Below are 22585 nucleotides of genomic sequence, written 5' to 3' on the forward strand. Positions count from 1 at the left end.
GGGGCTTTTTTATGGTCATTACATTATTGTGGGGAAGAAGATCATGGCGAACTCGCTCTATAAAAAGCACATCATCTCAATTCCAGAGCTTTCTCGTGAGGAGCTAGAATTGATTGTTCAAACAGCTGGTCAGCTAAAAGCAGAACCAAATCCTGAGCTGATTAAAAACAAAGTTGTCGCGAGTTGTTTCTTCGAGCCTTCAACACGAACTCGCCTCTCTTTCGAAACGGCGATTCAACGTATCGGTGGCGACGTAATCGGTTTTGATAGCGGCGGTAACACCTCTCTAGCGAAGAAAGGTGAAACACTAGCTGACTCTGTACAAGTTATCTCTTCTTACGTGGACGCTTATGTCATGCGCCACCCTCAAGAAGGTGCAGCCCGACTGGCTTCTGAATTCTCTAACGGCGTGCCTGTGATTAACGCAGGTGACGGTGCTAACCAACACCCGACGCAAACGCTTTTAGACCTATTCTCTATCGCTGAAACGCAAGGCCGTCTTGATAACCTTAACGTCGCGTTCGTCGGCGACCTAAAGTATGGCCGTACCGTTCACTCTTTAACTCAAGCTTTGGCTAAGTTCAATAACATCCGTTTCTACTTCATCGCTCCTGAAGCTCTAGCAATGCCAGACTACATCTGTGAAGAGTTAGACGAGGCTGGCATTGAGTACCAACTTCTGACTGATATGGACTCGGTGATTCCAGAACTGGATGTCCTGTACATGACGCGTGTGCAGAAAGAGCGTTTCGATGAGTCTGAGTACGCGCATATTAAGTCGGCTTACATCCTAACGGCTGCGCTACTAGAAGGTGCAAGAGAAAACCTTAAGGTTCTTCACCCACTGCCACGCGTCGATGAAATCACTATCGACGTCGATAAAACGCCACACGCTTACTACTTCCAGCAAGCTGAAAATGGTGTTTACGCGCGTGAAGCACTACTAGCCCTTGTTCTTAACGAAACGCTGTAATAGGAGAGATATCATGTCTAAAGGAACTCAGTTAAAAGTTGAAGCGATCAAAAACGGCACGGTAATCGACCATATTCCAGCGAACGTGGGTATCAAGGTATTAAAGCTGTTTGATCTGCATAACTCTCACCAGCGCGTGACTATCGGCCTTAACCTTCCTTCTTCTGCTCTAGGTGGCAAAGACCTACTGAAGATTGAGAATGTGTTCGTAACAGAAGAGCAAGCAAACAAGCTAGCACTTTACGCGCCGCACGCAACCGTGAACCAGATTGAAGAATACGAAGTAGTAAAAAAGCTAGCTCTAGAGCTGCCAGACCAGATCAACGATGTATTTGAATGCCCGAATACCAACTGCATTACTCACAATGAGCCGGTCGAAAGCAGCTTTAAGATCTTTGAAAAGAATGACGATATTCGCCTGAAGTGCAAATACTGTGAAAAGGTCTTCTCTCGCGAGATCGTTACTGAGAGATAACATCTCCTTGTAGCACGTAAAGAATATGAAAACTATGAAATACCTCGCCTGTGCGGGGTATTTTATTCTTTACCTAATGCCGCTTTGAAGGCACACTGAATTTCGCTTTTTATCTAATAAAATGATGGAACCTATAATGACTAAAGTACTTCACACAGAATCAGCTCCAGCAGCAATCGGCCCATACGTACAAGGCGTTGACCTAGGCAACATGGTACTGACTTCAGGTCAGATCCCAGTAAACCCAGCTACTGGTGAAGTGTCTTCTGACATCGCAGAACAAGCTCGTCAATCTCTAGAAAACGTTAAAGCCGTTGTTGAAGCGTCTGGTCTAACAGTAAAAGACATTGTTAAGCTAACTGTATTCGTTAAAGACCTTAACGACTTCGGCACAGTAAATGAAGTTTACGGTAAGTTCTTCGACGAGCACGACGTAGCAAACTACCCTGCACGTTCATGTGTTGAAGTTGCGCGTCTTCCTAAAGATGTTGGTATCGAAATCGAAGCTATCGCAGTTCGCAAATAGTCTCGCTCAGATACAAAAAAGGTTGCCACTGCGGCAACCTTTTTTAATATCTGAAAAACGCTAAAGCGATTGGTATTACTTGCTGTTGAGAGCTTTTACTTCTTCATCAAGCTCTGCCAGTTTTGCTTTCATCTGCTCGCGGCACTCATTCGCTAGCTCACGAACATTTGATTTATCAAAACCTTCAACGCTAACTGGTGGTAGCATCTCCACGATAACATGACCGTTATTCCAGCGGTTCAGTTTGATTCCGCCCGTTGAGCTACATACGATTGGGATAATCGGTAAGCCAGCACCAATTGCTGCGTGGAATGCACCGGTTTTAAATGGCAATAGGCCTCGACCACGAGAGCGAGTTCCTTCAGGGAACATCCACACCGAAACATCACTGCCTTTTAGGTTATCAACCACTTGGTCAATCGTACCAACGGCTTTGCTGCGGTTAGCGCGGTCAATTAGGATGTTGCCCGTTAGCCAGTACAGCTGACCAAACAGTGGCATCCAAGCTAGGCTCTTCTTACCAACGGTAACCACTTTAGGTGTTACCGCCGAAGAAACTGTGAATAGGTCCCAGTTGTTTTGGTGGTTAGCAATGTAGACGTGTTGACCACGAGAGTACGCGTCCTCTGGAATACGTAAGTCCAGAGTGATACCGAAGATCTTTGACATACGGCCAAAGTAGCGACCGAAAGTGAATACGTGCTTTGGATTGCGTGGGCTTAACAAGCAGTAACCACAACCAAACACAAACATGAAAATCGCAAATATTGCTACAGCGAAAATACGTAATATTGCTATCATTTTGTTCCTCAACAACCGCTTAACTAGGTCTGTTTTTATTACGCATGATGGTAACAGAGTCGTAAGCGGCAAAATACAATAAAAAAGCCGAAACCAAAGTTTCGACTTTCTTTTTTATTATCTCGTCATGCGTCGTGGTATCGAGGCTTAGCTCGATTCACGAAAACGCGTGATGTTAGCGCCCAGTGCCGACAACTTATCTTCAATCTTATCGTAGCCACGATCGATGTGATAAATACGGTCAACAATGGTTTCACCTTGAGCGATACAGCCAGCAATCACTAAGCTTGCTGATGCACGTAGGTCCGTTGCCATCACTTGTGCACCACTCAGTTTTTCAGTCTCACCACAGATCGCAGTATTACCTTCAATCTCAGCTTTTGCGCCCATACGCTGTAGTTCAGGGATGTGCATGAAACGGTTTTCGAAAATCGTTTCAGTGATCACGCCACTGCCCTTCGCCATCATGTTTAACAGCGTAAATTGAGCCTGCATATCAGTCGGGAAGCCTGGGTGTGGTGCTGTTACGATCTTAACCGCTTTCAGTTCACGGTCAGTCATATCAAGACTGATCCAATCTTCACCGGTTTCAATCTTAGCACCCGCCTCTTCAAGCTTAGCAAGAGCAGCTTCAAGTAGATGTGCGCTAGTATTGCGACAAACCACTTTACCGCCCGATACAGCAGCCGCCACTAGGAAAGTGCCAGTCTCGATACGGTCAGCAACTACAGCATGCTTACCGCCACCTAGACGCTCAACACCTTCAATGGTGATGGTGTCTGTACCAGCACCAGAAATCTTCGCGCCTAGCTTGTTTAGGAATTCTGCAGTATCGACAATCTCAGGCTCACGCGCTGAGTTATCGAGTACTGTTGTACCTTCTGCCAATGTTGCTGCACACATAATGGTGATGGTTGCGCCAACGCTAACCTTATCCATTACGATGTGAGCGCCTTTTAGGCGACCATCAACATTCGCTTTCACATAGCCGTCTTCTAGAGTGATTGTTGCACCTAGCTGCTCTAGACCGTGGATGTGAAGATCCACAGGACGAGCACCAATCGCACAACCACCCGGCAGTGAAACTTGGCCTTGACCAAAACGTGCCACTAGTGGACCCAAAGCCCAAATTGAAGCACGCATTGTTTTTACTAAATCGTACGGAGCGCAAAACTCGTTAATTTCGCTACCGTCGACATGTACGCTCCCGTTACGTGACACTTTTGCACCTAGGCGCTTAAGTAGCTCCATCGTGGTGTCGATATCACGTAGGTGAGGAACATTACTTACTTCAACTGGCTCTTCCGCCAGAATTGACGCAAACAAAATAGGTAGTGCAGCATTTTTTGCACCAGAGATCGTCACTTCACCGTTTAACGGCTGATCCGATCCAATAACTCGAAACTTTTCCATCATAAACCTTAAAGTGACATCAGTTTCTTATCACGTTCCCACTCTTCTGGCGTGTATGCCTTAATAGAAAGAGCATGGATGTCATTGCGTTGAATGTATTCCATTAGTGGGCCGTAGATCAGCTGCTGCTTTTTAACGCGGTTCATGCCGTCAAAACATGCGTCCACTGCAACAACTTCGTAATGGCTGCCTTCGCCCTTCACGATAATCTCTTGAAGGTTAAGTGCCTCTGCTAATAATTCTTGTACTTTTGTGCTGTCCACAAATAGCTCCTGCCTAATCTTTTAAGTGTTCTGCCATCATTGGCTGGATATTGCTCAATTGGAACAACGTTCGTAATTGTTCTGGCACGAAACTGAGCATTATATGACAGTTTTGATTTTTTGCATGCTCTATTAAGTGAATTAGCATCACCATTCCTGATGAATCGATGCGCTCAACCGTGTTGAGGTTCACTTGCACGCGAGATTCTGTCGTTTTCCATGCCTGTAATGTGCGCCAAATTGCAGGCACGCTGTCGCGGTCTAAATCGCCACTCAGCTGAAACTCGACGGAGCTAAGCTCGCTCCATTGCGTTTGACTCATTTTTTTGAGCTCTCAAAACGGATAGGTTGTGCCGCTAGCTGCTCTAATTCTTTAGCAACGGAAAGAATACCTTGTTGGCGAATCTTAGTGTTCCATTCCGACTGCTTACTTGAGAGTAGACTAATTCCCTCAGCGACCATATCAAAGGCTTTCCACTCACCGGTTTTCTTATCTTTGCGTAGCTTGAATTCAAGCTTGATGTTCGGTCGTGGCGAATCAATGATGTCAACCTTGATGCTGGTAATACGGCTGTCAGGTTTGATCTTCGGCTCTGGGCCAAACTGAATGGTTTGATCCGTGTATTGCGTTAGTACCTGAGCGTAAGAAGAAACTAGATATTTACGAAATGCACCAATGAAAACACGCACGTCATCTTTCTTGGCACCTTTCAGATTTGGACCCAATAGTTTCAGCGCTGCGTACTGTGCGTTGACATAAGGCATGAGTTCTTCTTCAACAATCACCTTCAACAACTCAGGGTCTTGTTTGATGTTCTCTTGCTCCGCTTTTAGACGATTAAATGCCACCTCAGAAACCTGAGTCATCATTTGATAAGGTTGTGTACGGTCGATGCTCTCTTCTGCCACAACATTGGTCGCAAAGATCATAGCTGCGACCATCATAAACATTCTTTTTAACATGAATCTATTCCTCAGTTGTCGCTTCATCAGAGCCACCAACGCTGTAAAGCACTTGGCCAATCAGATCTTCTAATACTAATGCAGATTTGGTGTCTTCGATAACATCCCCATCAGCCAGCATCTCTTCATCTTCAAAGACAAAGCCTGGTACAAGGCTAATGTACTGCTCACCAATCAAACCTGATGTCAAAATCTGTGCACTTGACGTTTCAGAGAACTGATCATATTTCGCATCAATCGATAACTCGACCACAGGCAGATAGCTTTCTGCATCTAGCTGAATGCTGTTTACACGACCAACAACAACCCCACCCACTTTAACAGGAGAGCGCACTTTCAAGCTGCCGATATTATCGAACGTCGCTTTCAGTGTGTAAGTATGGTTGGAACCTAGCCCTTTCACGTCAGCGACTTGAAAGATCATGATTAAGATTGCGCAAATTCCCGCGATAACAAAGCTACCGACCCATAATTCTAATTTTCGAGTTTGTTGCATGATTAATTCCCGAACATCAATGCTGTAAGAACAAAATCTAGCCCTAATACTGCTAGAGAAGAGTGCACCACGGTGCGCGTGGTTGCACGGCTAATACCTTCCGAGGTTGGTATTGCGTCATAACCATTAAACAGAGCAATCCAAGTCACGGTAATCGCAAACACCATGCATTTGATCATGCTGTTGCCAATATCTCGACCTAGCTCTACTGAAGATTGCATTGCCGACCAGAAGCTGCCGTGGTCGATGCCTTTCCAATCCACACCAACCAGTTGACCGCCCCAAATACCGACCGCCATAAAAATCATAGCCAACAGTGGCATTGAAATAAGACCAGCCCAAAGTCGCGGTGCGATAACGCGCTTTAGAGGATCAACTGCCATCATTTCGAGGCTGGAGATCTGCTCGGTTGCCTTCATTAAGCCAATCTCAGCCGTTAAAGCGGAACCTGCTCGCCCTGCAAAAAGCAGAGCCGTAACTACCGGTCCTAATTCACGTAGCAGTGACAGCGCGACCATCTGGCCAAGGTTACCTTCCGCACCATAATCAATCAGTACCACGTAGCCTTGTAGGCTGAGTACCATACCGATAAACAGTCCAGAAACGACGATGATCGCCAGCGACTGAACCCCTACGCTATATAACTGCTTCACCAACAGCGGGAAGTTTTTTAAGCGCGGAATGCCGAAGAAAGCGCCCCACAACATTAAGCTTGCACGACCAAATGCTTCGCACATAGCTAATGTTCGGCGACCGACTCCAGCGATATAATTTACAAACATCTAGAATAGATCCTTCTCTAAACTTTGAGCTGGGAAACGAAACGGCACAGGGCCATCTGCTTCACCATTTAAGAACTGCTGTACTCGTGGATCTTCATTTTTTCGCAGCTCTTCTGGTGTCCCTTTAGCAATAATTTTGCCATCAGCGAGTAAGTAAACCCAATCGGCAATGCTCATCACCTCTGGAACATCGTGTGAAACCACAATCGAGGTGAGGCCTAGCGCTTGGTTAAGATTACGAATCAGCTCAACCAGAACCCCCATGGTGATAGGGTCCTGCCCCACAAAGGGTTCGTCGTACATAATGAGATCGGGGTCGAGAGCGATTGCTCGCGCCAACGCGGCACGCCTTGCCATACCACCAGACAGTTCACTCGGCATCAACTGTGCTGCGCCACGCAGTCCAACGGCCTCAAGTTTAAGCAGCACAATGGTACGAATCAGCGATTCATCCAGTTCAGTGTGCTCACGCAGCGGAAAGGCAACGTTATCGAAGACATTGAGATCAGTAAAAAGTGCCCCGGACTGGAACAACATGCTCATTTTTTTACGAGCTTGGTAGAGCTTACGGCGCGACAAACTAGGAATGTTGTCGCCATCAAACCAAATCTCACCATGGTCTGGAGGGAGCTGACCACCAATTAAGCGCAGCAAGGTCGTTTTACCGATCCCTGATGGTCCCATGATGGCTGTCACTTTTCCTTGAGGAACTTCGAGATCGATATTATCGAAGATCACTCGTTCCCCTCGAGAAAAGCTGAGGTTCTTAACTTTCACAAGCTCATTCTTTAGCATGCTTTTGTTATTTCCTTGCTCTAAAAAACGCCAATAATTGTGCTCATGATAAGTAGTCTGAATGAGAATTAAAAGCACTGTTCGATTAATTGTAGCAAATCAAAACATCGAGCAGGGAATTGAAAGTATTAAGAAATATCCCTACAAATGCACTTTCTTTACAACTTAGTCAGAATTAATTGAATCCGTGACTTCCCTTTTATCTAGCAACACGTCAAAATTAGCGGTTAATTGTCCATTTTTTATTAATTTTTAGGAATCATCATGCTTGAAGCGATTGCGTTTCTTATTATCGGCCTAGGTTTTTTGGTGTGGAGTGCAGATAAACTGGTTTACGGTGCTGCGGCATTGGCTCGCAACTTCGGAATCTCTCCCCTAGTTATCGGTATGACGATTCTTGCAATGGGTTCTTCTGCCCCTGAAATGATGGTTTCTGCAACCGCAGCACTTGACGGAAAAACCGATACCGCCGTAGGTAACGTGCTTGGCTCAAACATCGCCAACATCGCGCTGATTTTAGGTATTACTGCGCTTATCAAGCCGCTTTCAATTAGTTCTGCAGTGATCCGCCGTGAACTGCCGTTAATGATTGGTGTCACACTACTAGCTGGTGCACTTCTGTGGGATAGCTACCTTGGCTTCTACGAAGGTATTCTACTGTTTGTACTGTTTGCAGCATTCTTGTTTGCAATGCTGCAGATTAGCCGTCGCGAAAAAAGCAACGGCGATGCCTTTATCGAAGAGCAAGAATCTGAGATTCCTGAAGGTGTTAGCAACATCAAAGCCGCAATGTGGGTGGTTGTTGGTCTAATTGTCTTGCCTATCTCAGCGGATATGTTGGTGAACAACGCCGTCGTTATCGCGAAATACTTTGGTATGAGTGACCTTGTTATTGGTCTAACCATTATCGCGGTGGGTACGAGCCTTCCTGAATTGGCCGCTTCACTTGCAGGCGTAATGAAGGGTGAAGATGACATGGCTGTCGGCAACATCATCGGCTCTAACGTATTCAACATCCTTGCGGTTATGGGTATCCCTGGCATCCTAAACCCTTCTATTCTAAGCGAGTTTGCAATGGGTCGTGACTTCTGGGTCATGCTCGGTGTTTCTCTGCTATTGGTTGTTATGGCGCTTGGCAAGTCACGCAGCGTCAACCGCATTGAAGGTGGCGCACTTGTGGTTTGCTTCTTGGCATACCAAGGCTACCTGCTGATGAACATGTCAGCGTAATCACAAACTAAGTATTCCTTTTATAAGACTCTGGAGTATCTGATGTCTCAGTCATTCGATTACCGTAGTGTTGCTAAACAAGTACTAGAGATTGAGGTTGCTGGCCTCAATCAACTAGACCAGTACTTTAATGAAGACTTTTGTCGCGCGTGTGACCTCATCCTCAACAACCAAGGCAAAGTGGTTGTGATGGGCATGGGTAAATCTGGCCACATTGGCAATAAGATTGCTGCGACACTGGCGAGCACAGGCACCTCTGCGTTTTTTGTTCACCCAGGTGAAGCCGCACATGGTGATTTGGGTATGGTTGAACCGGGCGACATCGTACTTGCGATCTCTAACTCCGGTGAATCAGATGAAATTCTTAGCCTATTTCCAGTGTTAAAACGCCTGAATATCAAGATTATCAGTATGACTGGCAAGCCAAAGTCAAACATGGCGACCCTGTCAGATATCCATCTTCAAATTACCGTACCGGAAGAAGCGTGCCCACTTGGTCTTGCGCCAACCAGTAGCACAACAGCGACTCTCGTTATGGGTGATGCACTGGCTGTCGCTCTGCTGCAAGCTCGTGGCTTTACAGCGGAAGATTTTGCTCTGTCACACCCAGGTGGTGCGCTTGGCCGACAACTACTATTAAAGCTTGAAGATATTATGCATACCGGTGATGCACTACCTATGGTATCTCCGAGTGCACTGGTCCGTGATGCCTTGCTTGAGATATCTCAGAAAGGCTTAGGCATGACTGCTGTTGTTGATGACCAAGGCAAAATGCTCGGTATCTTTACCGATGGGGATTTACGCAGAATCCTCGACAAACGCATCGATATTCACACTACTCAGATTGGCGATGTGATGACTCAAAACCCAACAGTGGCTGATCCAAACATGTTGGCAGTCGAAGGCCTTAACTTAATGCAAGAAAAAAGCATCAACGGGTTAATGCTTTGCCAAGATGGTGCGCTTGTTGGTGCGCTAAATATGCACGATCTACTGAAAGCAGGAGTAATGTAATGACTCAGACAGTATCAACACTTTATGGCTCAGTAGATGCGGACGTTTTTCAGATCGCGAAAGAGATAAAGCTGCTAATCTGTGATGTAGATGGTGTGTTTTCTGATGGCCTTGTTTACATGGGTAACCAAGGTGAAGAGCTTAAAACCTTTCATACCCGCGACGGCTACGGCGTTAAATCTCTAATGAATGCAGGGATTGAAATCGCCATCATTACCGGGCGCCAATCACAAATTGTCGAAAACCGCATGACAGCTCTCGGTATTAAGCTGATCTATCAAGGCCAAGACGACAAGGTTAAAGCTTATCAAGATATCTGCGATAAACTGAATATATCTCCAGAACATACTGGCTACATTGGCGATGACCTGATTGACTGGCCAGTGATGGAAAAAGTGGCATTGAAAGTGTGTGTCGCGGATGGACACCCACTACTGGTTCAACGAGCAAACTACGTTACCAATATCAAAGGTGGTCATGGCGCAGTACGAGAAGTCTGTGACCTTATTTTACAAGCAAGGGATGAGCTAGACGTGCACAAAGGTCTAAGCATATGAGTTTAACTCGTATTATCTATTTAATTCTGTTGTTTATTGCTTCTTGGTCAGCTTATTACCTGTATGACAAAGAGCAAAGCACCGCAATTCAGGTGGCTCCTAATCTGGAATTGCCTGTATTCAGCGGAAGAAATCTAGATAATATCAGCTACGACCAAGCAGGCATTCGTAGCTATCAAATAGAATCAAGTCATCTAGAACACTACTCCAAAAGTGGCGATACCATTTTTGAAAACCCAGTGCTCTCGGTATTTCGTGATGGCCACACAATCGAGTGGCAGATGACCGCAAGGCGTGCGGTACTCGACGACGACCAAACGTTGACACTTTATGATAATGTAATAGTGAAAAACCTATTACCAGAAGCCAGCTTCGACAACATGACTATGGATAAGTTGGTTGTTGAGCTCACTAGCCGAGACTTTCATTCCGAAAGCACAGTTCGTCTGATCGGCCCATTATTTGAAACTGAGGGACAAGCTATGAAGGGCAACTTCGATAGCAACACTGCAACCCTCTTTGAAACTGTTCAAGGTAGATATGAAACTCTTACACCTTAGTTTACTTGCTTTCGCGTTTGCAGCGCCAAACGCCCTTGCTCTGTCATCAGATACGGAGCAGCCTGTTTACATCGATTCAGACAGCCAACAGCTCGATATGAAGAGCAACAAGGTTACGTTTGAAGGCGATGTAAAACTTAAGCAAGGCAGCATTAATATTAACGCTGACAAAATCATCGTTACGCGTAATGCAAGCAGCGGTGAAATCGAGGCGATTCAAGGTTTTGGTAAACCAGCGCTTTTCTCACAGCTTACTGACGATGGTAAAACGCTAAGCGGACAGGCGTTTGAGCTGAATTATCAGCTGAGTACAGACAAGCTGATCATGACCAAAGAGGCACAACTGTCTCAAGACGGTAACCTAATTCGTGGTTCTAAGATCACCTATCAGATCTCTTCACAAAAACTGGTTGCTGACAGCGATAAAAACGAGCGTGTTTCAACCGTTCTTCAACCAGCACAAGTGAACAAATAACTATGGCAGTCTTAAAAGCGCAAAACTTGGCTAAGACCTACAGCAAACGTAAGGTTGTAACAGACGTAAGCCTGCAAGTTGAATCTGGACAAATCGTTGGCCTGCTGGGCCCTAATGGTGCCGGTAAGACCACCTCTTTCTACATGATCGTTGGTTTGGTTGCGCGTGATGAAGGTACCATCAGCATCGATGATAATGACATCAGTATTCTACCGATGCATAGCCGCTCACGTTTAGGTATCGGCTACCTACCTCAAGAAGCGTCGATCTTCCGTAAGCTTTCAGTTGAAGACAACATCATGTCGGTACTGCAAACGCGTAAGGAATTAACGCCAGAAGAGCGCCAAGATAAGCTAGAAGACCTGCTTGAAGAGTTCCATATCCAACACATTCGCACCAGCAACGGTATGGCACTGTCTGGTGGTGAACGACGCCGTGTTGAGATTGCTCGCGCTCTGGCTGCAAATCCTCAGTTTATTCTGCTCGATGAACCGTTCGCGGGTGTAGACCCAATTTCAGTTATCGATATCAAGAAAATCATTGAACACCTGCGCGATCGCGGTCTGGGTGTTTTGATCACTGACCACAACGTTCGTGAGACGTTAGACGTGTGTGAAAAGGCTTATATTGTGAGCCAAGGACACTTGATTGCGGAAGGTTCACCGGAGGATGTTCTCAATAACGAACAGGTGAAACAAGTTTATCTAGGCGAACAATTCCGTCTATGATTATATAGAGCGTATCGAGAATTCTAAGAATAATAACTAGGTAAGTAATACTGAATGAAACCCTCATTACAACTTAAGCTAGGCCAGCAATTAGCAATGACCCCTCAGCTACAACAAGCGATACGTTTGTTGCAGTTGTCTACGTTGGATTTGCAACAAGAGATTCAAGAGGCTTTGGAATCGAACCCACTTCTCGACGTAGAAGAAGGGAATGATGACGCTCCTGTAAACTCTGAAGAAAAGCCTAGTCGTGACGAGAAAGAAGCAGTAGAAGCCACTGCTGAACCAGACTTACCTGATAGCTCAGACCTGATTGAAAAATCTGAGATTGGCAACGACTTAGAAATCGATACCACTTGGGAAGATGTCTACAGTGCCAACACCGGTAATACGGGTATTGCTATCGATGATGATATGCCAGTTTACCAAGGCGAGACCACCCAAAGCCTGCAAGATTACCTACTGTGGCAATTAGACCTGACGCCATTTTCAGAAACAGACCGTACTATTGCGTTAGCCCTGATTGATGCTATCGACGACTACGGTTACCTCACTGTTTCAAGTGAAGACATTCTTGAGAGCTTCGACAACGAAGAGATTGAACTCGACGAGATTGAAGCGGTGCGCAAACGCATTCAACAGTTCGACCCACTTGGTGTGGGCTCGCTGAACTTGCAAGATTGTCTACTACTACAACTTGCGACCTTCCCTGAAGATACGCCATGGCTTAAAGAAGCTAAGTTAGTACTTACTAGCCATATCGACCAGCTAGGTAATCGTGATTACAAGCTGATCATCAAAGAGACTAAGCTTAAAGAGGCAGAACTACGTGAAGTTCTGCAGCTTATACAACAACTAGACCCGCGTCCAGGCAGCAAAATCACTCCGGATGAAACCGAATATGTGGTGCCTGATGTATCGGTGTTTAAAGACCTAGGTAAGTGGTTAGTTACCATTAACCCAGATAGCGTACCAAAGCTGAAAGTGAACCAGCAGTACGCCGATCTAGGCAGTAAAGGCAACAGCGCTGACAACCAATACATTCGCTCCAACTTGCAAGAGGCAAAATGGCTAATTAAGAGCCTAGAGAGTCGAAATGAGACACTACTCAAAGTTGCGCGATGCATTGTTGAACATCAGCACGATTTCTTCGAACATGGTGAAGAAGCCATGAAACCTATGGTGTTAAATGATGTTGCACTCGCAGTCGACATGCATGAATCCACAATTTCTCGTGTTACAACACAGAAGTTCATGCACACACCACGAGGCATCTTCGAATTGAAATACTTCTTCTCTAGCCATGTCAGCACTGACAATGGCGGAGAGTGTTCATCAACAGCAATTCGCGCTCTGATTAAGAAACTGGTGGCCGCTGAAAACACAGCTAAGCCGCTCAGTGATAGCAAGATTGCTGCTTTACTGGCTGACCAAGGAATTCAGGTAGCTAGAAGAACCATAGCAAAATACCGTGAATCTTTAGGCATTGCCCCTTCGAGTCAGCGTAAACGCCTACTGTAGGGCACCAACTGAAAAGGAAAGTCTATGCAAATCAATATTCAAGGCCATCACGTTGATCTTACCGATTCAATGCAAGACTATGTTCACACCAAATTTGAAAAGCTTGAACGCTTTTTTGAGCACATTAATAACGTTCAAGTTGTATTAAAAGTTGAGAAAATTAACCAGATTGCAGAAGCAACACTGCATGTTAATCAAGGCGACATTCATGCGACAGCTACCGATGAAAATATGTATGCTGCAATTGATTCATTAGTTGATAAACTCGTCCGCCAACTCAACAAGCACAAAGAAAAGCTAAGTAGTCACTAACATGCAATTAAGCGAAGTACTTTCATTGGACTGCACCAAAAGTGCAGTCCAATGCACGAGCAAAAAAAGAGCCCTAGAAATCATCAGCCAGATTGCAGCCGAGAGCTGTGGTCAAGACTCAACAGAATTGTTCGAGTGCATGCTGAGCCGAGAGAAAATGGGCAGTACCGGCATCGGAAATGGTATCGCTATTCCCCATGCCCGTATGAATGTCAGCGACAAAGCGATCGCTGTTCTATTGCAGTGCCAAGACCCTATCGAGTTTGATGCAATCGATAACCGCCCTGTCGACCTACTATTTGCACTTTTGGTTCCTAGTGAGCAATGTAAAGAGCATCTTAAAACCCTTTCTTGTATGGCAGAGCGACTCAACGACAAACAAACACTGAAACAACTGCGTAATGCGCAAAGCGACCAAGAGCTTTACGACATTATGATCCAAGTGCCGACTTGCGAGCAATAACATGCGTCTTATCGTAGTTAGTGGTCAATCAGGAGCCGGTAAAAGTGTCGCCTTGCGAGTTCTTGAAGATCTCGGTTATTACTGCGTTGATAACTTACCTGTTGACCTGCTCGGTAACTTTGTTGAGTCAGTCAAAGAGAGCAACCAAAACGTTGCAGTAAGCATCGATATACGCAACCTGCCTAAAGAGCCTCATCTTGTCACAGAGACGCTGGTTCAATTAGAAGATGCCGCCAATATCGATGTTAGCGTGTTGTTCTTGGATGCAAGCAAACAAACCCTGCTCAAGCGCTACAGCGAGACTCGTCGTATCCACCCGCTTTCTCAAGGTGATGACAAACTGTCTCTAGAGCAAGCCATCGACCTCGAGAAACAACTGCTTTCCCCACTCTCTGACCAAGCCGATATCTTGATCGATAGTAGTGATTGCAACCTCTACGAATTGAGTGAACAAGTACGCCTTAAAATTGAAGGCAAAGAGAAGCAAGAGCTGATCATTGTTTTCCAATCCTTTGGTTTTAAGTACGGTTTACCTAGCGATGCTGACTATGTGTTTGATGTTCGTTTCTTGCCTAACCCGCATTGGGAGCCTGACCTAAGACCGCTCACTGGACTTGATGCTCCGATTCACTCTTACCTAGAGAAACATCAGGAAGTGATCGAGTTGAAGCAGCAGATTCAAGGCTTTGTCGAGCAATGGCTACCGATGTTAGAAAAGAACAATCGCAGTTACCTCACCGTAGCGATTGGTTGTACTGGTGGTAAACACCGCTCAGTATATCTGACTCAAAAAATCGGTGAGTACTTTGACCAACTTGGTCACCAAGTACAGATTCGACACGCTTCATTAGAAAAAAACCAACAGGCCTAAATCATGGAATTGACCCGCACTGTACTCATTCAAAACCGTTTGGGGCTTCATGCTCGCGCAGCCGTAAAACTGGTCGAGCTTGCCCAGAGCTTTAATGCCACTCTGACGATTCATAGTGAAGATGAGAAAAGCGCAACAGCAGACAGTGTCATGGGGTTACTCATGCTTGAATCGGCACAAGGTCAACACATTCGCATTCAAGCAGAAGGCGATGATGCCCAGCTGGCACTGGATGCCGTGTGCCACCTAATCGAAGACAAATTTGACGAGGGCGAGTAACTGGAACGGGGTAGTGCCCCAACTATTATCTCGCTATACAACGCCTACCAAGCCTAAATCTTAGTTCTCTATAAGTTAATGATTTAAATACGTCATAGAATTAAGTTACTATTCCTAGCATCCATAGAATAATGAGAAGAGGAGGAAAACATGGCAGAGCAATTAGAATTTGACCAAGCTCACCAAACCCTCCAAGAAGTCAGCGAAGCCCTTGAAAACGGCCGATTTGTTCACGTACGTCGACAACTTCAGGACATGGAACCTGAAGATATTGCACACCTTTTAGAAGCCTCCCCTCGCAAGAGTCGTGACGTACTTTGGCAACTTACCGATCCTGAAGACTACGGTGAAATTCTTGATGAGCTGAACGAAGACGTTAAGGATGCGTTGGTGTCAAAAATGGCACCAGAGACCCTTGCAGAAGCGACCGAAGGCATGGAGACCGATGATGTCGCCTACGTACTTCGAAGCCTGCCAGATGACGTTTCTCGTGAAGTTCTATCACAGATGGACTCAGCAGACCGAGCCTTGGTTGAGAATGCCCTTTCTTACCCAGAGGACTCTGCAGGTGCGTTGATGAACACCGACGTGATCACCATTCGTGGTGATGTCGACGTCGACGTAGTTCTACGTTATTTACGCATTCGAGGCGAACTGCCAGATGCAACCGATGCTCTATATGTTATTGATGAAGATGAGCGCTTAATCGGCAATCTCTCTCTAACAACGCTGATTACCACGCAACCTGAAACCCTTGTCTCTGAAGTGATGGATGACGCTGATGAAGCGATCGCTGTTGAGACCAGCGCCTCTGACATTGCAAGCCTGTTTGAACGTCGTAACTGGGTATCGGCTCCGGTTGTTGATGAAAACCAACACCTTGTCGGCCGTATCACCATCGATGACGTCGTTGACGTGATTCGTGAAGATGCCGAGCACTCAATGATGAGTATGGCGGGTATGGACGATGACGAAGATACCTTCGCACCTGTCGTTAAATCAGCACGTCGCCGTAGTGTCTGGCTTGGTGCAAACGTGTTAGCCGCACTGGCAGCAGCTTCAGTATCAAATATGTTCGAAGCGACCCTCGACCAAATGGCAGCCATTGCGGTACTGATGACCATTGTGCCTTCAATGGGTGGTGTGGCAGGAAACCAAACCGTTGCTCTGGTTATCCGCGGCCTAGCGCTTGGGCACATCGGTGACAGTAACAAGCGAGAGCTATTGCTAAAAGAAGCTGCGATCGGCTTCCTTAACGGTATTCTGTGGGCATGTATCATCGGCGGTATTGTCGTTGCTTGGAAGGGCAACTGGATACTCGGCGGGATCATCTCAGCAGCAATGATGACTAACCTGATCGTGGCAGGTATTGCCGGGGTAACCATCCCTGTGATGCTGAAGAAGATGAATATCGACCCGGCACTGGCTGGCGGTATGGCGCTGACTACCGTGACCGACGTAATTGGTCTATCTGTGTTCTTGGGATTAGCTACGATACTTATCTAGTTTGAACAATAACTTGCTTGAAGTAAGAAAGCAGATAACAAAAGGGAGCCAATGGCTCCCTTTTAAGTTATTCAGATTTGCAAGCGTTGAATTACTCACCCGCTACTTTCATAGATTCTAATAGGATCGAACCCGTTTGAATCTGTGAGCGTGTCTCTACGTCGCTACCAACCGCAACAATTTGATTGAACATATCTTTCAGATTACCTGCAATCGTCACCTCAGACACTGGGTATTGGATTTCACCATTCTCAACCCAGAAGCCAGCTGCGCCGCGAGAGTAATCACCCGTCACAGTGTTCACGCCTTGTCCCATCACTTCGGTCACAAGGAAACCTGTGCCTAACTCTTTCAGCATTTGATCGAAGCTTTGACCCGTAGACTGTACAAACCAGTTATGGATACCACCAGCATGACCTGTTGGGGTCATATCCATCTTGCGAGCTGCGTAGCTAGTCAACAGGTAAGTCGCAAGTACACCGTCAGTAATAATCTCGCGGTCTTGTGTGTAGACACCTTCACTATCAAATGGGCTTGATGCTAAGCCGCGTAAGATATGAGGACGCTCAGAGATATTGAACCATTCTGGTAAGATTTTCTCGCCTAGGTGATCCAACAGGAATGACGCTTTACGGTAAAGGTTGCCGCCACTGATCGCCATAACGAGGTGTCCAATAAGGCCCGTTGCGACATCGGCTGCAAACATGATTGGGTATTGACCTGTTGGTAACTTCTTAGCATCCAAGCGACTAATGGTCTTCTCTGCCGCCTCTTGACCAACACGCTCAGGCGTCCACAGCTCGTCACGGTGACGTGCAACTGTGTAGCTATAGTCTCGTTCCATTTCACCGTTAACGCCCTGTCCAATCACACAACAGCTGGTACTGTGGCGGCTTGAAGCATAGCTTGCAAGCAGACCGTGACTATTACCATATACCTTTACGCCGTAGTGGCTATCGTAGCTAGCACCATCGCTTTGCTTGATCTTATCGCTGTACGCGAGTGCTTGCTTCTCAGCCGCAATCGCGATCTCAGCTGCGTAGTCAGGGTTTGGCTCATCAGGATGGAATAGATCCAAGTCTGGAATCTCTTTTACCATGAACTCTTTAGGAGCCGGTCCTGCGTGAGGATCTTCGGAGGTGTATTGAGCGATATCTAAAGCCGCAGCTACGGTTTGGGCAATCGCCTGTTCACTCAAATCAGATGTAGATGCACTGCCTTTTTGTTGGCCGCGATAAACAGTAATACCAAGGGCACCATCACTATTAAATTCAACGTTTTCAACCTCACACATGCGTGTAGAGACACTCAAACCCGTTGATTTAGTAATAGCCACCTCTGCAGCATCCGCACTGACTGAAGCCATATCTAACGCTTTTGCTACTGCTGCTTCTAACTCAACACGTTGCTGAGCGACTTGCTGTTTTACATCCATATCTATTCTATTTTTGAAGGTCAATATTACGTAGGATAACAAGAATTTCGCTTTCTCCCCAAGATTCTTGCTAAAATAGCGGATATATTCGATTGAGATAGTGATATAGGCAGAAAAGATGGCTCGCAAAAACCAAAAAGCCCCATGGGAACCAGAAGAAGAAATCATCTGGGTAAGTAAGACGGAAATGAAAGAGGACATGGAAGCGCTACAAAAGTTGGGCGAAGAGCTCGTAGAACTTAAGCCTTCTGTACTAGAGAAATTTCCTCTGTCTGAAGATTTGGCGGAAGCGATTAAAGATGCACAACGCTTTAAAAATGAAGCGAAACGTCGTCAACTGCAATACATCGGTAAGGTGATGCGTAACGAAGATCCAGAGCCAATTCAAGCGGCTCTAGATAAAGTTCGCAACAAACACTCTCAAGCAACGGCCGAGCTGCACAAGCTTGAGCAATTGCGCGACCGTATTGTTGAAGACGGTGATGCGGCTATCTCTGAAGTAGTTGAAGCGCACCCTGAAGCAGACCGTCAGCGTCTACGTCAATTGGCGCGTCAAGCAAACAAAGAGAAAAAAGCAGGTAAGCCAGCGAAAGCGTACCGCGAGATCTTCCAAGTTCTTAAAGAACTTAAGCAAGACGAGCTATAAGACTCATCACGCGATCAAAAAGGCCTAGCTTCTGCTAGGCCTTTTTCATATCTGCGTATTTACTACCAAACTGCATTGTAGGACACGTATTTTAGAACCAGGGGTTACTCACCGGCTCGGACAAAGGCAGCCAGTTCAGGCTGGGAATGCTGAGCAGTGAGCGCATCTATCGCATCCGCCACCAACACCTGTCCTTTAGCCACAAAGGCAAATTTATTAGCAATACTGCGAGCATCTCCCAAATGGTGAGTCACCATGATCACTGTAATATTGCGCTCAGCCGCGAGCTGCTTCACCAAGGCTAACATCTCTTCTCGCAACAAAGGGTCCAGCGCAGAGAATGGTTCGTCTAACAACCAAATAGGGTGTGGCTGTACAAAGCATCGAGCCAATGCGACACGCTGACGCTGTCCGCCAGAAAGATGCTCCGGCAATCGGTCAAGATACTGATCGACACCGACCTGCTCTGCCGCTTGTTGCACTTGCTGTTGCTGCTCTTTGGTTAATTTAAGACCTGGGTGCAGCCCTAAGCCGATATTTTCTCTAACCGTAAGGTGAGCAAACAAATTGTGCTCTTGGAATAACATAGCAAGTGGACGCTGGTAAGCATCCAAACCAACAAGCGATTGACCGGAGACCGAAATGACTCCTGATGAAGGTTCAATGAACCCCGCAATCAATGCCAACAATGTAGACTTACCTGCACCACTCGGCCCCATCAAGGCAATTACATCACCCTGTTCAGCCATAAAATCAAAATGAAACAGCTCCTGATGATAGTGGTAATCAACATCTTGCATCACTAACATTAGGCACCTCTCTGGTTAGATGTTCGAGTAAATAAGAATTCAATTAAACTAAAACTGCCAACGCTCAGAATCAGCAAGCTCACTGAAACCACGGCGGCAGCCTCCATCTGATAACTGCCTAGTAACTGGAATAGATACAAAGGGAGAGTTCTAAAATCGGCACTGCCAAACAGTGCAATGGCACTCAAATCCCCCATCGACAACATGAAACTTATCGAGAAGGCCTGCGCCATAGGTTTACGCAGCGCTCGCCACTCCACCAGCTTAAACCGGTGCCAACTTTTCATACCTAAACTCGCGCACAAATACTGATATTGCTGGGCAACGTGTAGCATCGGCTGAGCTAAATTTTTTATCACATACGGGAGCGCCATTAGGCTATTAACGGCAATCACAACAAAAAAGGCTAAGCTAAACACATCAGTGATTGAACGCAGCAACAAGAAGATTCCAGTGCTCACCACTAAGCCGGGAGTTACCAAAATAATGGTGCCAATAAGCTCAATCTTATCGGCGCGAAATGTCTTGTTTTGCAAGCGCCATGCTCGACTGGTCATCAAAATAGCCACTCCAACCAAAAGCGCAATCACACTCGCACTGAACGCTACTTTCAGTGAGTTAAATAGCGCTAGCCAAAACGGTTCACTGGTTAACACCGCCATCGCTTCACTGTTTAAGCCACCCACAATGACCATCAACAGTGGCGGTAAAACCAGTAATGAGGCTACGATGATCCAAAAGCTGTCCCAAGCTTTTGACCTATAGGTGTCCTTAACCAAAAACTTCGCTTCAGACAGTTGACCAACACTGACAGATACTGGCTTAGAAAGGCGTTGAATACTCACCGCTAATACACCACACAGTAGCATCTGCCAGATCGCTAACAGAGCACCAGCTTGAAGATCAAAATCAAATTTAATCGCTTGATAGATAGCAAGCTCGATAGTTGTCGACTTAGGACCGCCGCCCAATGCCATCACAGTCGCAAAACTGGTAAAGCAGAGCATAAAGACTAAACCACACACATGCGGTAGCTGTTGCTTAAGACGTGGCCATTCAACCCACTTAAATTTATCCCAGTGACTCATTCCAAGGTGTGCACATAACTTGTGTTGCTCCACTGGAACCGTGTCCAAGGCTTGTAACAACAATCGACTTGCATAGGGCAAATTGAAAAAGACATGCGCAAGCAAAATGCCATTCAATCCATAAATGGAGAATGGCAGCTCTACGTCAACAGCTTGAAGCAGTTTTGCTAGCCAACCACTGTTGCCATAGATAGCCAAAATACCAAAAACACCGACTAACACGGGCAGAACCAAGGTGGAAGCAAACAGTCTTAGCAGCAGAGAACGCCCTGGGAACTGGCGGCGAGATAAGGCATGAGCCACAGGAACTGCAAATACGACGCTCAATAACATGGATAGCGTCGCTTGGTAGAAACTGAATTTGGTAACGTGCCAATAGTACGGATCAGACCATACTTGGCTGATATCAAGAGAAGGGGCATTGCTAAGCAATGCCCCTACCGATGAAACCACAAAGGCAGTAATGGTCAATGCGACCCAGATACCCACCTTAGGTGTATTCTTTAACATAAAGAGTGATTGTCTCGATGTTTAGCCCCTAATTGAGATAGAGGCTTAATGCCCTAAGTCGGGCACTTAATTAAAAAGTCAGGGCGTTTTGCCACTCACGAATCCATGGCTTACGCTTCTCAGCCACTTCTTCAGAAGTAAAGCTCAGAGATTTCTTAGGCATCGTCAGTTGCTCAAACCCTTTTGGTAGCTCGACATCCGTCACTGGGTACATCCAGTTGCCCGTTGGCATCGCCGATTGGAATTCGTCACTTAGAATGAATGCCATAAACTCATCCGCTAGCTTCTCATTATCGCTGCCTTTCACTTTTGCTGCCACTTCCACTTGCGTGTAGTGACCTTCAGCAAAGTCAGCAGACGCGTACTTAGTGTCGCTTTCAGCGATGATGTGGTAAGCCGGTGAGGTCGTGTATGAAAGCACCATATCTGACTCGCCCTCAAGGAACATTGAGTAAGCCTCAGACCAGCCTTTGGTGACAGTAACGGTTTTCTTAGAAAGCTGTTTCCACGCTTGAGTTGCATCGTCGCCATAAACCGACTTCATCCACAACATCAGACCTTGGCCTGGTGTTGAAGTACGAGGATCTTGGTAAATCACCTTAAGATCATCACGCTGCTCAACCAACTCTTTCAAGCTCTTAGGTGGGTTTGATAGCTTTTCTGTGTTGTAGATAAAGGAGAAGTAACCGAAATCATAAGGAACAAAGGTGCTGTCGTCCCAGCCATTAGGTAGCACAACAGAAGAAGTATCGACGTTGTGTTCAGATAGTAGTCCTGTTTTCTTAGCTTCCGCCATTAGGTTTTGGTCAAGACCAAGCACAACATCGGCTTTGCTATTGCCCCCCTCTAGACGCAAGCGGTTAAGAATTGAAACACCGTCTTCCAGCGCAACAAAGTTCACGTCACAACCACATTTCTCTTCAAATGCTTTCTCGACAGCAGGACGCGGGCCCCAATCTGCAGCGAAAGAGTCATAGGTATAAACAGTTAGAGTATTATCGGACGCTAGTGCGGAAAAAGAAGCTGCTGTAGTAACAGCAAGAGTGGTTAATGCAAATTTCACTGGACGCTCTCCATGGTCTGAGCGGCACAGG

At 46.2% G+C, this 22585-nt stretch carries 28 protein-coding genes; 16 read left to right on the forward strand and 12 right to left on the reverse strand.

The genetic code is table 11. The features are described 5' to 3' along the window. Positions 1-43: 43 nt before the first annotated feature. The 3 genes from pyrB (at position 44) to VFDL14_RS02530 (ending at position 1974) form a co-directional block, all read left to right on the forward strand. Complete coding sequence (gene pyrB / locus VFDL14_RS02540; protein ID WP_032553253.1) at positions 44-973, forward strand: aspartate carbamoyltransferase; 930 nt, start codon at positions 44-46, stop codon at positions 971-973. 13 nt (positions 974-986) lie between these two features. Next, positions 987-1448, forward strand: coding sequence for an aspartate carbamoyltransferase regulatory subunit (gene pyrI / locus VFDL14_RS02535; RefSeq protein WP_032553254.1), 462 nt, complete (start codon positions 987-989; stop codon positions 1446-1448). Positions 1449-1584: 136 nt separating this feature from the next. Beyond that, complete coding sequence (locus VFDL14_RS02530) at positions 1585-1974, forward strand: RidA family protein (RefSeq protein WP_032553255.1); 390 nt, start codon at positions 1585-1587, stop codon at positions 1972-1974. A 75-nt stretch (positions 1975-2049) separates the two neighbouring features. On the opposite strand, the gene VFDL14_RS02525 is transcribed toward VFDL14_RS02530, so the two are convergent. The 8 genes from VFDL14_RS02525 to mlaF all read right to left on the reverse strand — a co-directional run bounded on the left by VFDL14_RS02525 (position 2050) and on the right by mlaF (position 7487). Beyond that, on the reverse strand, positions 2050-2775 hold the full coding sequence (locus VFDL14_RS02525) for a 1-acylglycerol-3-phosphate O-acyltransferase (RefSeq protein ID WP_032553256.1): 726 nt from the start codon (positions 2773-2775) through the stop codon (positions 2050-2052). A gap of 147 nt (positions 2776-2922) precedes the next feature. Then, positions 2923-4188: a UDP-N-acetylglucosamine 1-carboxyvinyltransferase gene (murA, locus tag VFDL14_RS02520; RefSeq protein WP_032553257.1), complete on the reverse strand. Its 1266-nt coding sequence runs from the start codon at positions 4186-4188 to the stop codon at positions 2923-2925. 8 nt (positions 4189-4196) lie between these two features. Continuing rightward, positions 4197-4451 (reverse strand): BolA family iron metabolism protein IbaG, encoded by a 255-nt coding sequence (gene ibaG, locus VFDL14_RS02515; protein ID WP_032553259.1) that lies wholly within the window; start codon positions 4449-4451, stop codon positions 4197-4199. Positions 4452-4464: 13 nt separating this feature from the next. Next, entirely contained in the window at positions 4465-4773 is a 309-nt protein-coding gene (locus VFDL14_RS02510) for an STAS domain-containing protein (protein WP_032553260.1), read from the reverse strand. Then, the gene (locus VFDL14_RS02505; RefSeq protein WP_408692524.1) at positions 4770-5402 is read right to left on the reverse strand and encodes an ABC transporter substrate-binding protein; all 633 of its coding nucleotides are present in this window, start codon (positions 5400-5402) and stop codon (positions 4770-4772) included. Before VFDL14_RS02505 ends, VFDL14_RS02510 begins: the two co-directional genes overlap by 4 nt. Before the next feature lie 16 nt (positions 5403-5418). Further along, positions 5419-5910 (reverse strand): outer membrane lipid asymmetry maintenance protein MlaD, encoded by a 492-nt coding sequence (gene mlaD, locus VFDL14_RS02500; RefSeq protein ID WP_032553262.1) that lies wholly within the window; start codon positions 5908-5910, stop codon positions 5419-5421. 2 nt (positions 5911-5912) lie between these two features. Next, positions 5913-6692, reverse strand: coding sequence for a lipid asymmetry maintenance ABC transporter permease subunit MlaE (gene mlaE / locus VFDL14_RS24865; RefSeq protein ID WP_032553263.1), 780 nt, complete (start codon positions 6690-6692; stop codon positions 5913-5915). Continuing rightward, on the reverse strand, positions 6693-7487 hold the full coding sequence (gene mlaF / locus VFDL14_RS24870; protein WP_032553264.1) for a phospholipid ABC transporter ATP-binding protein MlaF: 795 nt from the start codon (positions 7485-7487) through the stop codon (positions 6693-6695). A gap of 264 nt (positions 7488-7751) precedes the next feature. Between mlaF and VFDL14_RS02485 the strand changes: the two genes are divergently transcribed. The 12 genes from VFDL14_RS02485 to mgtE all read left to right on the forward strand — a co-directional run bounded on the left by VFDL14_RS02485 (position 7752) and on the right by mgtE (position 17003). Beyond that, positions 7752-8717 carry a calcium/sodium antiporter gene (locus VFDL14_RS02485; protein WP_032553265.1) on the forward strand — a complete coding sequence of 322 codons (966 nt, stop codon included), beginning with the start codon at positions 7752-7754 and terminating at the stop codon, positions 8715-8717. A 42-nt stretch (positions 8718-8759) separates the two neighbouring features. Next, the gene (kdsD, locus tag VFDL14_RS02480) at positions 8760-9731 is read left to right on the forward strand and encodes an arabinose-5-phosphate isomerase KdsD (RefSeq protein WP_032553266.1); all 972 of its coding nucleotides are present in this window, start codon (positions 8760-8762) and stop codon (positions 9729-9731) included. Further along, complete coding sequence (gene kdsC, locus VFDL14_RS02475; RefSeq protein WP_032553267.1) at positions 9731-10288, forward strand: 3-deoxy-manno-octulosonate-8-phosphatase KdsC; 558 nt, start codon at positions 9731-9733, stop codon at positions 10286-10288. The genes kdsD and kdsC overlap by 1 nt, the downstream gene beginning before the upstream one ends. After that, positions 10285-10848 (forward strand): LPS export ABC transporter periplasmic protein LptC, encoded by a 564-nt coding sequence (lptC, locus tag VFDL14_RS02470; RefSeq protein ID WP_032553268.1) that lies wholly within the window; start codon positions 10285-10287, stop codon positions 10846-10848. Before kdsC ends, lptC begins: the two co-directional genes overlap by 4 nt. Next, a complete protein-coding gene (lptA, locus tag VFDL14_RS02465; RefSeq protein WP_032553269.1) occupies positions 10829-11323 on the forward strand; it encodes a lipopolysaccharide transport periplasmic protein LptA in 495 nt (164 codons plus the stop codon). Before lptC ends, lptA begins: the two co-directional genes overlap by 20 nt. 2 nt (positions 11324-11325) lie before the next feature. Further along, positions 11326-12051, forward strand: a complete 726-nt coding sequence (gene lptB, locus VFDL14_RS02460; RefSeq protein ID WP_032553270.1) for an LPS export ABC transporter ATP-binding protein — start codon at positions 11326-11328, stop codon at positions 12049-12051. 54 nt (positions 12052-12105) lie between these two features. After that, a complete protein-coding gene (locus VFDL14_RS02455) occupies positions 12106-13572 on the forward strand; it encodes an RNA polymerase factor sigma-54 (RefSeq protein WP_032553271.1) in 1467 nt (488 codons plus the stop codon). A gap of 24 nt (positions 13573-13596) precedes the next feature. Next, complete coding sequence (gene hpf / locus VFDL14_RS02450; RefSeq protein ID WP_032553272.1) at positions 13597-13884, forward strand: ribosome hibernation promoting factor; 288 nt, start codon at positions 13597-13599, stop codon at positions 13882-13884. 1 nt (position 13885) lies between these two features. Beyond that, positions 13886-14347 carry a PTS IIA-like nitrogen regulatory protein PtsN gene (gene ptsN / locus VFDL14_RS02445; protein ID WP_032553273.1) on the forward strand — a complete coding sequence of 154 codons (462 nt, stop codon included), beginning with the start codon at positions 13886-13888 and terminating at the stop codon, positions 14345-14347. A gap of 1 nt (position 14348) precedes the next feature. Then, positions 14349-15218, forward strand: coding sequence for an RNase adapter RapZ (rapZ, locus tag VFDL14_RS02440; protein WP_032553274.1), 870 nt, complete (start codon positions 14349-14351; stop codon positions 15216-15218). Between the two features lie 3 nt (positions 15219-15221). After that, positions 15222-15497, forward strand: a complete 276-nt coding sequence (locus VFDL14_RS02435) for an HPr family phosphocarrier protein (protein ID WP_032553275.1) — start codon at positions 15222-15224, stop codon at positions 15495-15497. 150 nt (positions 15498-15647) lie between these two features. After that, the gene (gene mgtE / locus VFDL14_RS02430) at positions 15648-17003 is read left to right on the forward strand and encodes a magnesium transporter (protein ID WP_032553276.1); all 1356 of its coding nucleotides are present in this window, start codon (positions 15648-15650) and stop codon (positions 17001-17003) included. A gap of 91 nt (positions 17004-17094) precedes the next feature. On the opposite strand, the gene pmbA is transcribed toward mgtE, so the two are convergent. After that, positions 17095-18438, reverse strand: a complete 1344-nt coding sequence (gene pmbA, locus VFDL14_RS02425; protein ID WP_032553277.1) for a metalloprotease PmbA — start codon at positions 18436-18438, stop codon at positions 17095-17097. 118 nt (positions 18439-18556) lie between these two features. Between pmbA and yjgA the strand changes: the two genes are divergently transcribed. Continuing rightward, positions 18557-19084, forward strand: a complete 528-nt coding sequence (gene yjgA / locus VFDL14_RS02420; protein ID WP_032553278.1) for a ribosome biogenesis factor YjgA — start codon at positions 18557-18559, stop codon at positions 19082-19084. 104 nt (positions 19085-19188) lie between these two features. On the opposite strand, the gene thiQ is transcribed toward yjgA, so the two are convergent. From thiQ to thiB, 3 genes are all read right to left on the reverse strand, one after another. Continuing rightward, on the reverse strand, positions 19189-19893 hold the full coding sequence (gene thiQ / locus VFDL14_RS02415; RefSeq protein ID WP_032553279.1) for a thiamine ABC transporter ATP-binding protein: 705 nt from the start codon (positions 19891-19893) through the stop codon (positions 19189-19191). Next, the gene (gene thiP, locus VFDL14_RS02410) at positions 19893-21491 is read right to left on the reverse strand and encodes a thiamine/thiamine pyrophosphate ABC transporter permease ThiP (RefSeq protein ID WP_032553280.1); all 1599 of its coding nucleotides are present in this window, start codon (positions 21489-21491) and stop codon (positions 19893-19895) included. Before thiP ends, thiQ begins: the two co-directional genes overlap by 1 nt. A 70-nt stretch (positions 21492-21561) precedes the next feature. Next, positions 21562-22554 (reverse strand): thiamine ABC transporter substrate binding subunit, encoded by a 993-nt coding sequence (thiB, locus tag VFDL14_RS02405; protein ID WP_032553281.1) that lies wholly within the window; start codon positions 22552-22554, stop codon positions 21562-21564. Positions 22555-22585: the final 31 nt, after the last annotated feature.

It is taken from the genome of Vibrio fortis (assembly GCF_000695685.1).
Lineage (GTDB): Bacteria > Pseudomonadota > Gammaproteobacteria > Enterobacterales > Vibrionaceae > Vibrio > Vibrio fortis_A.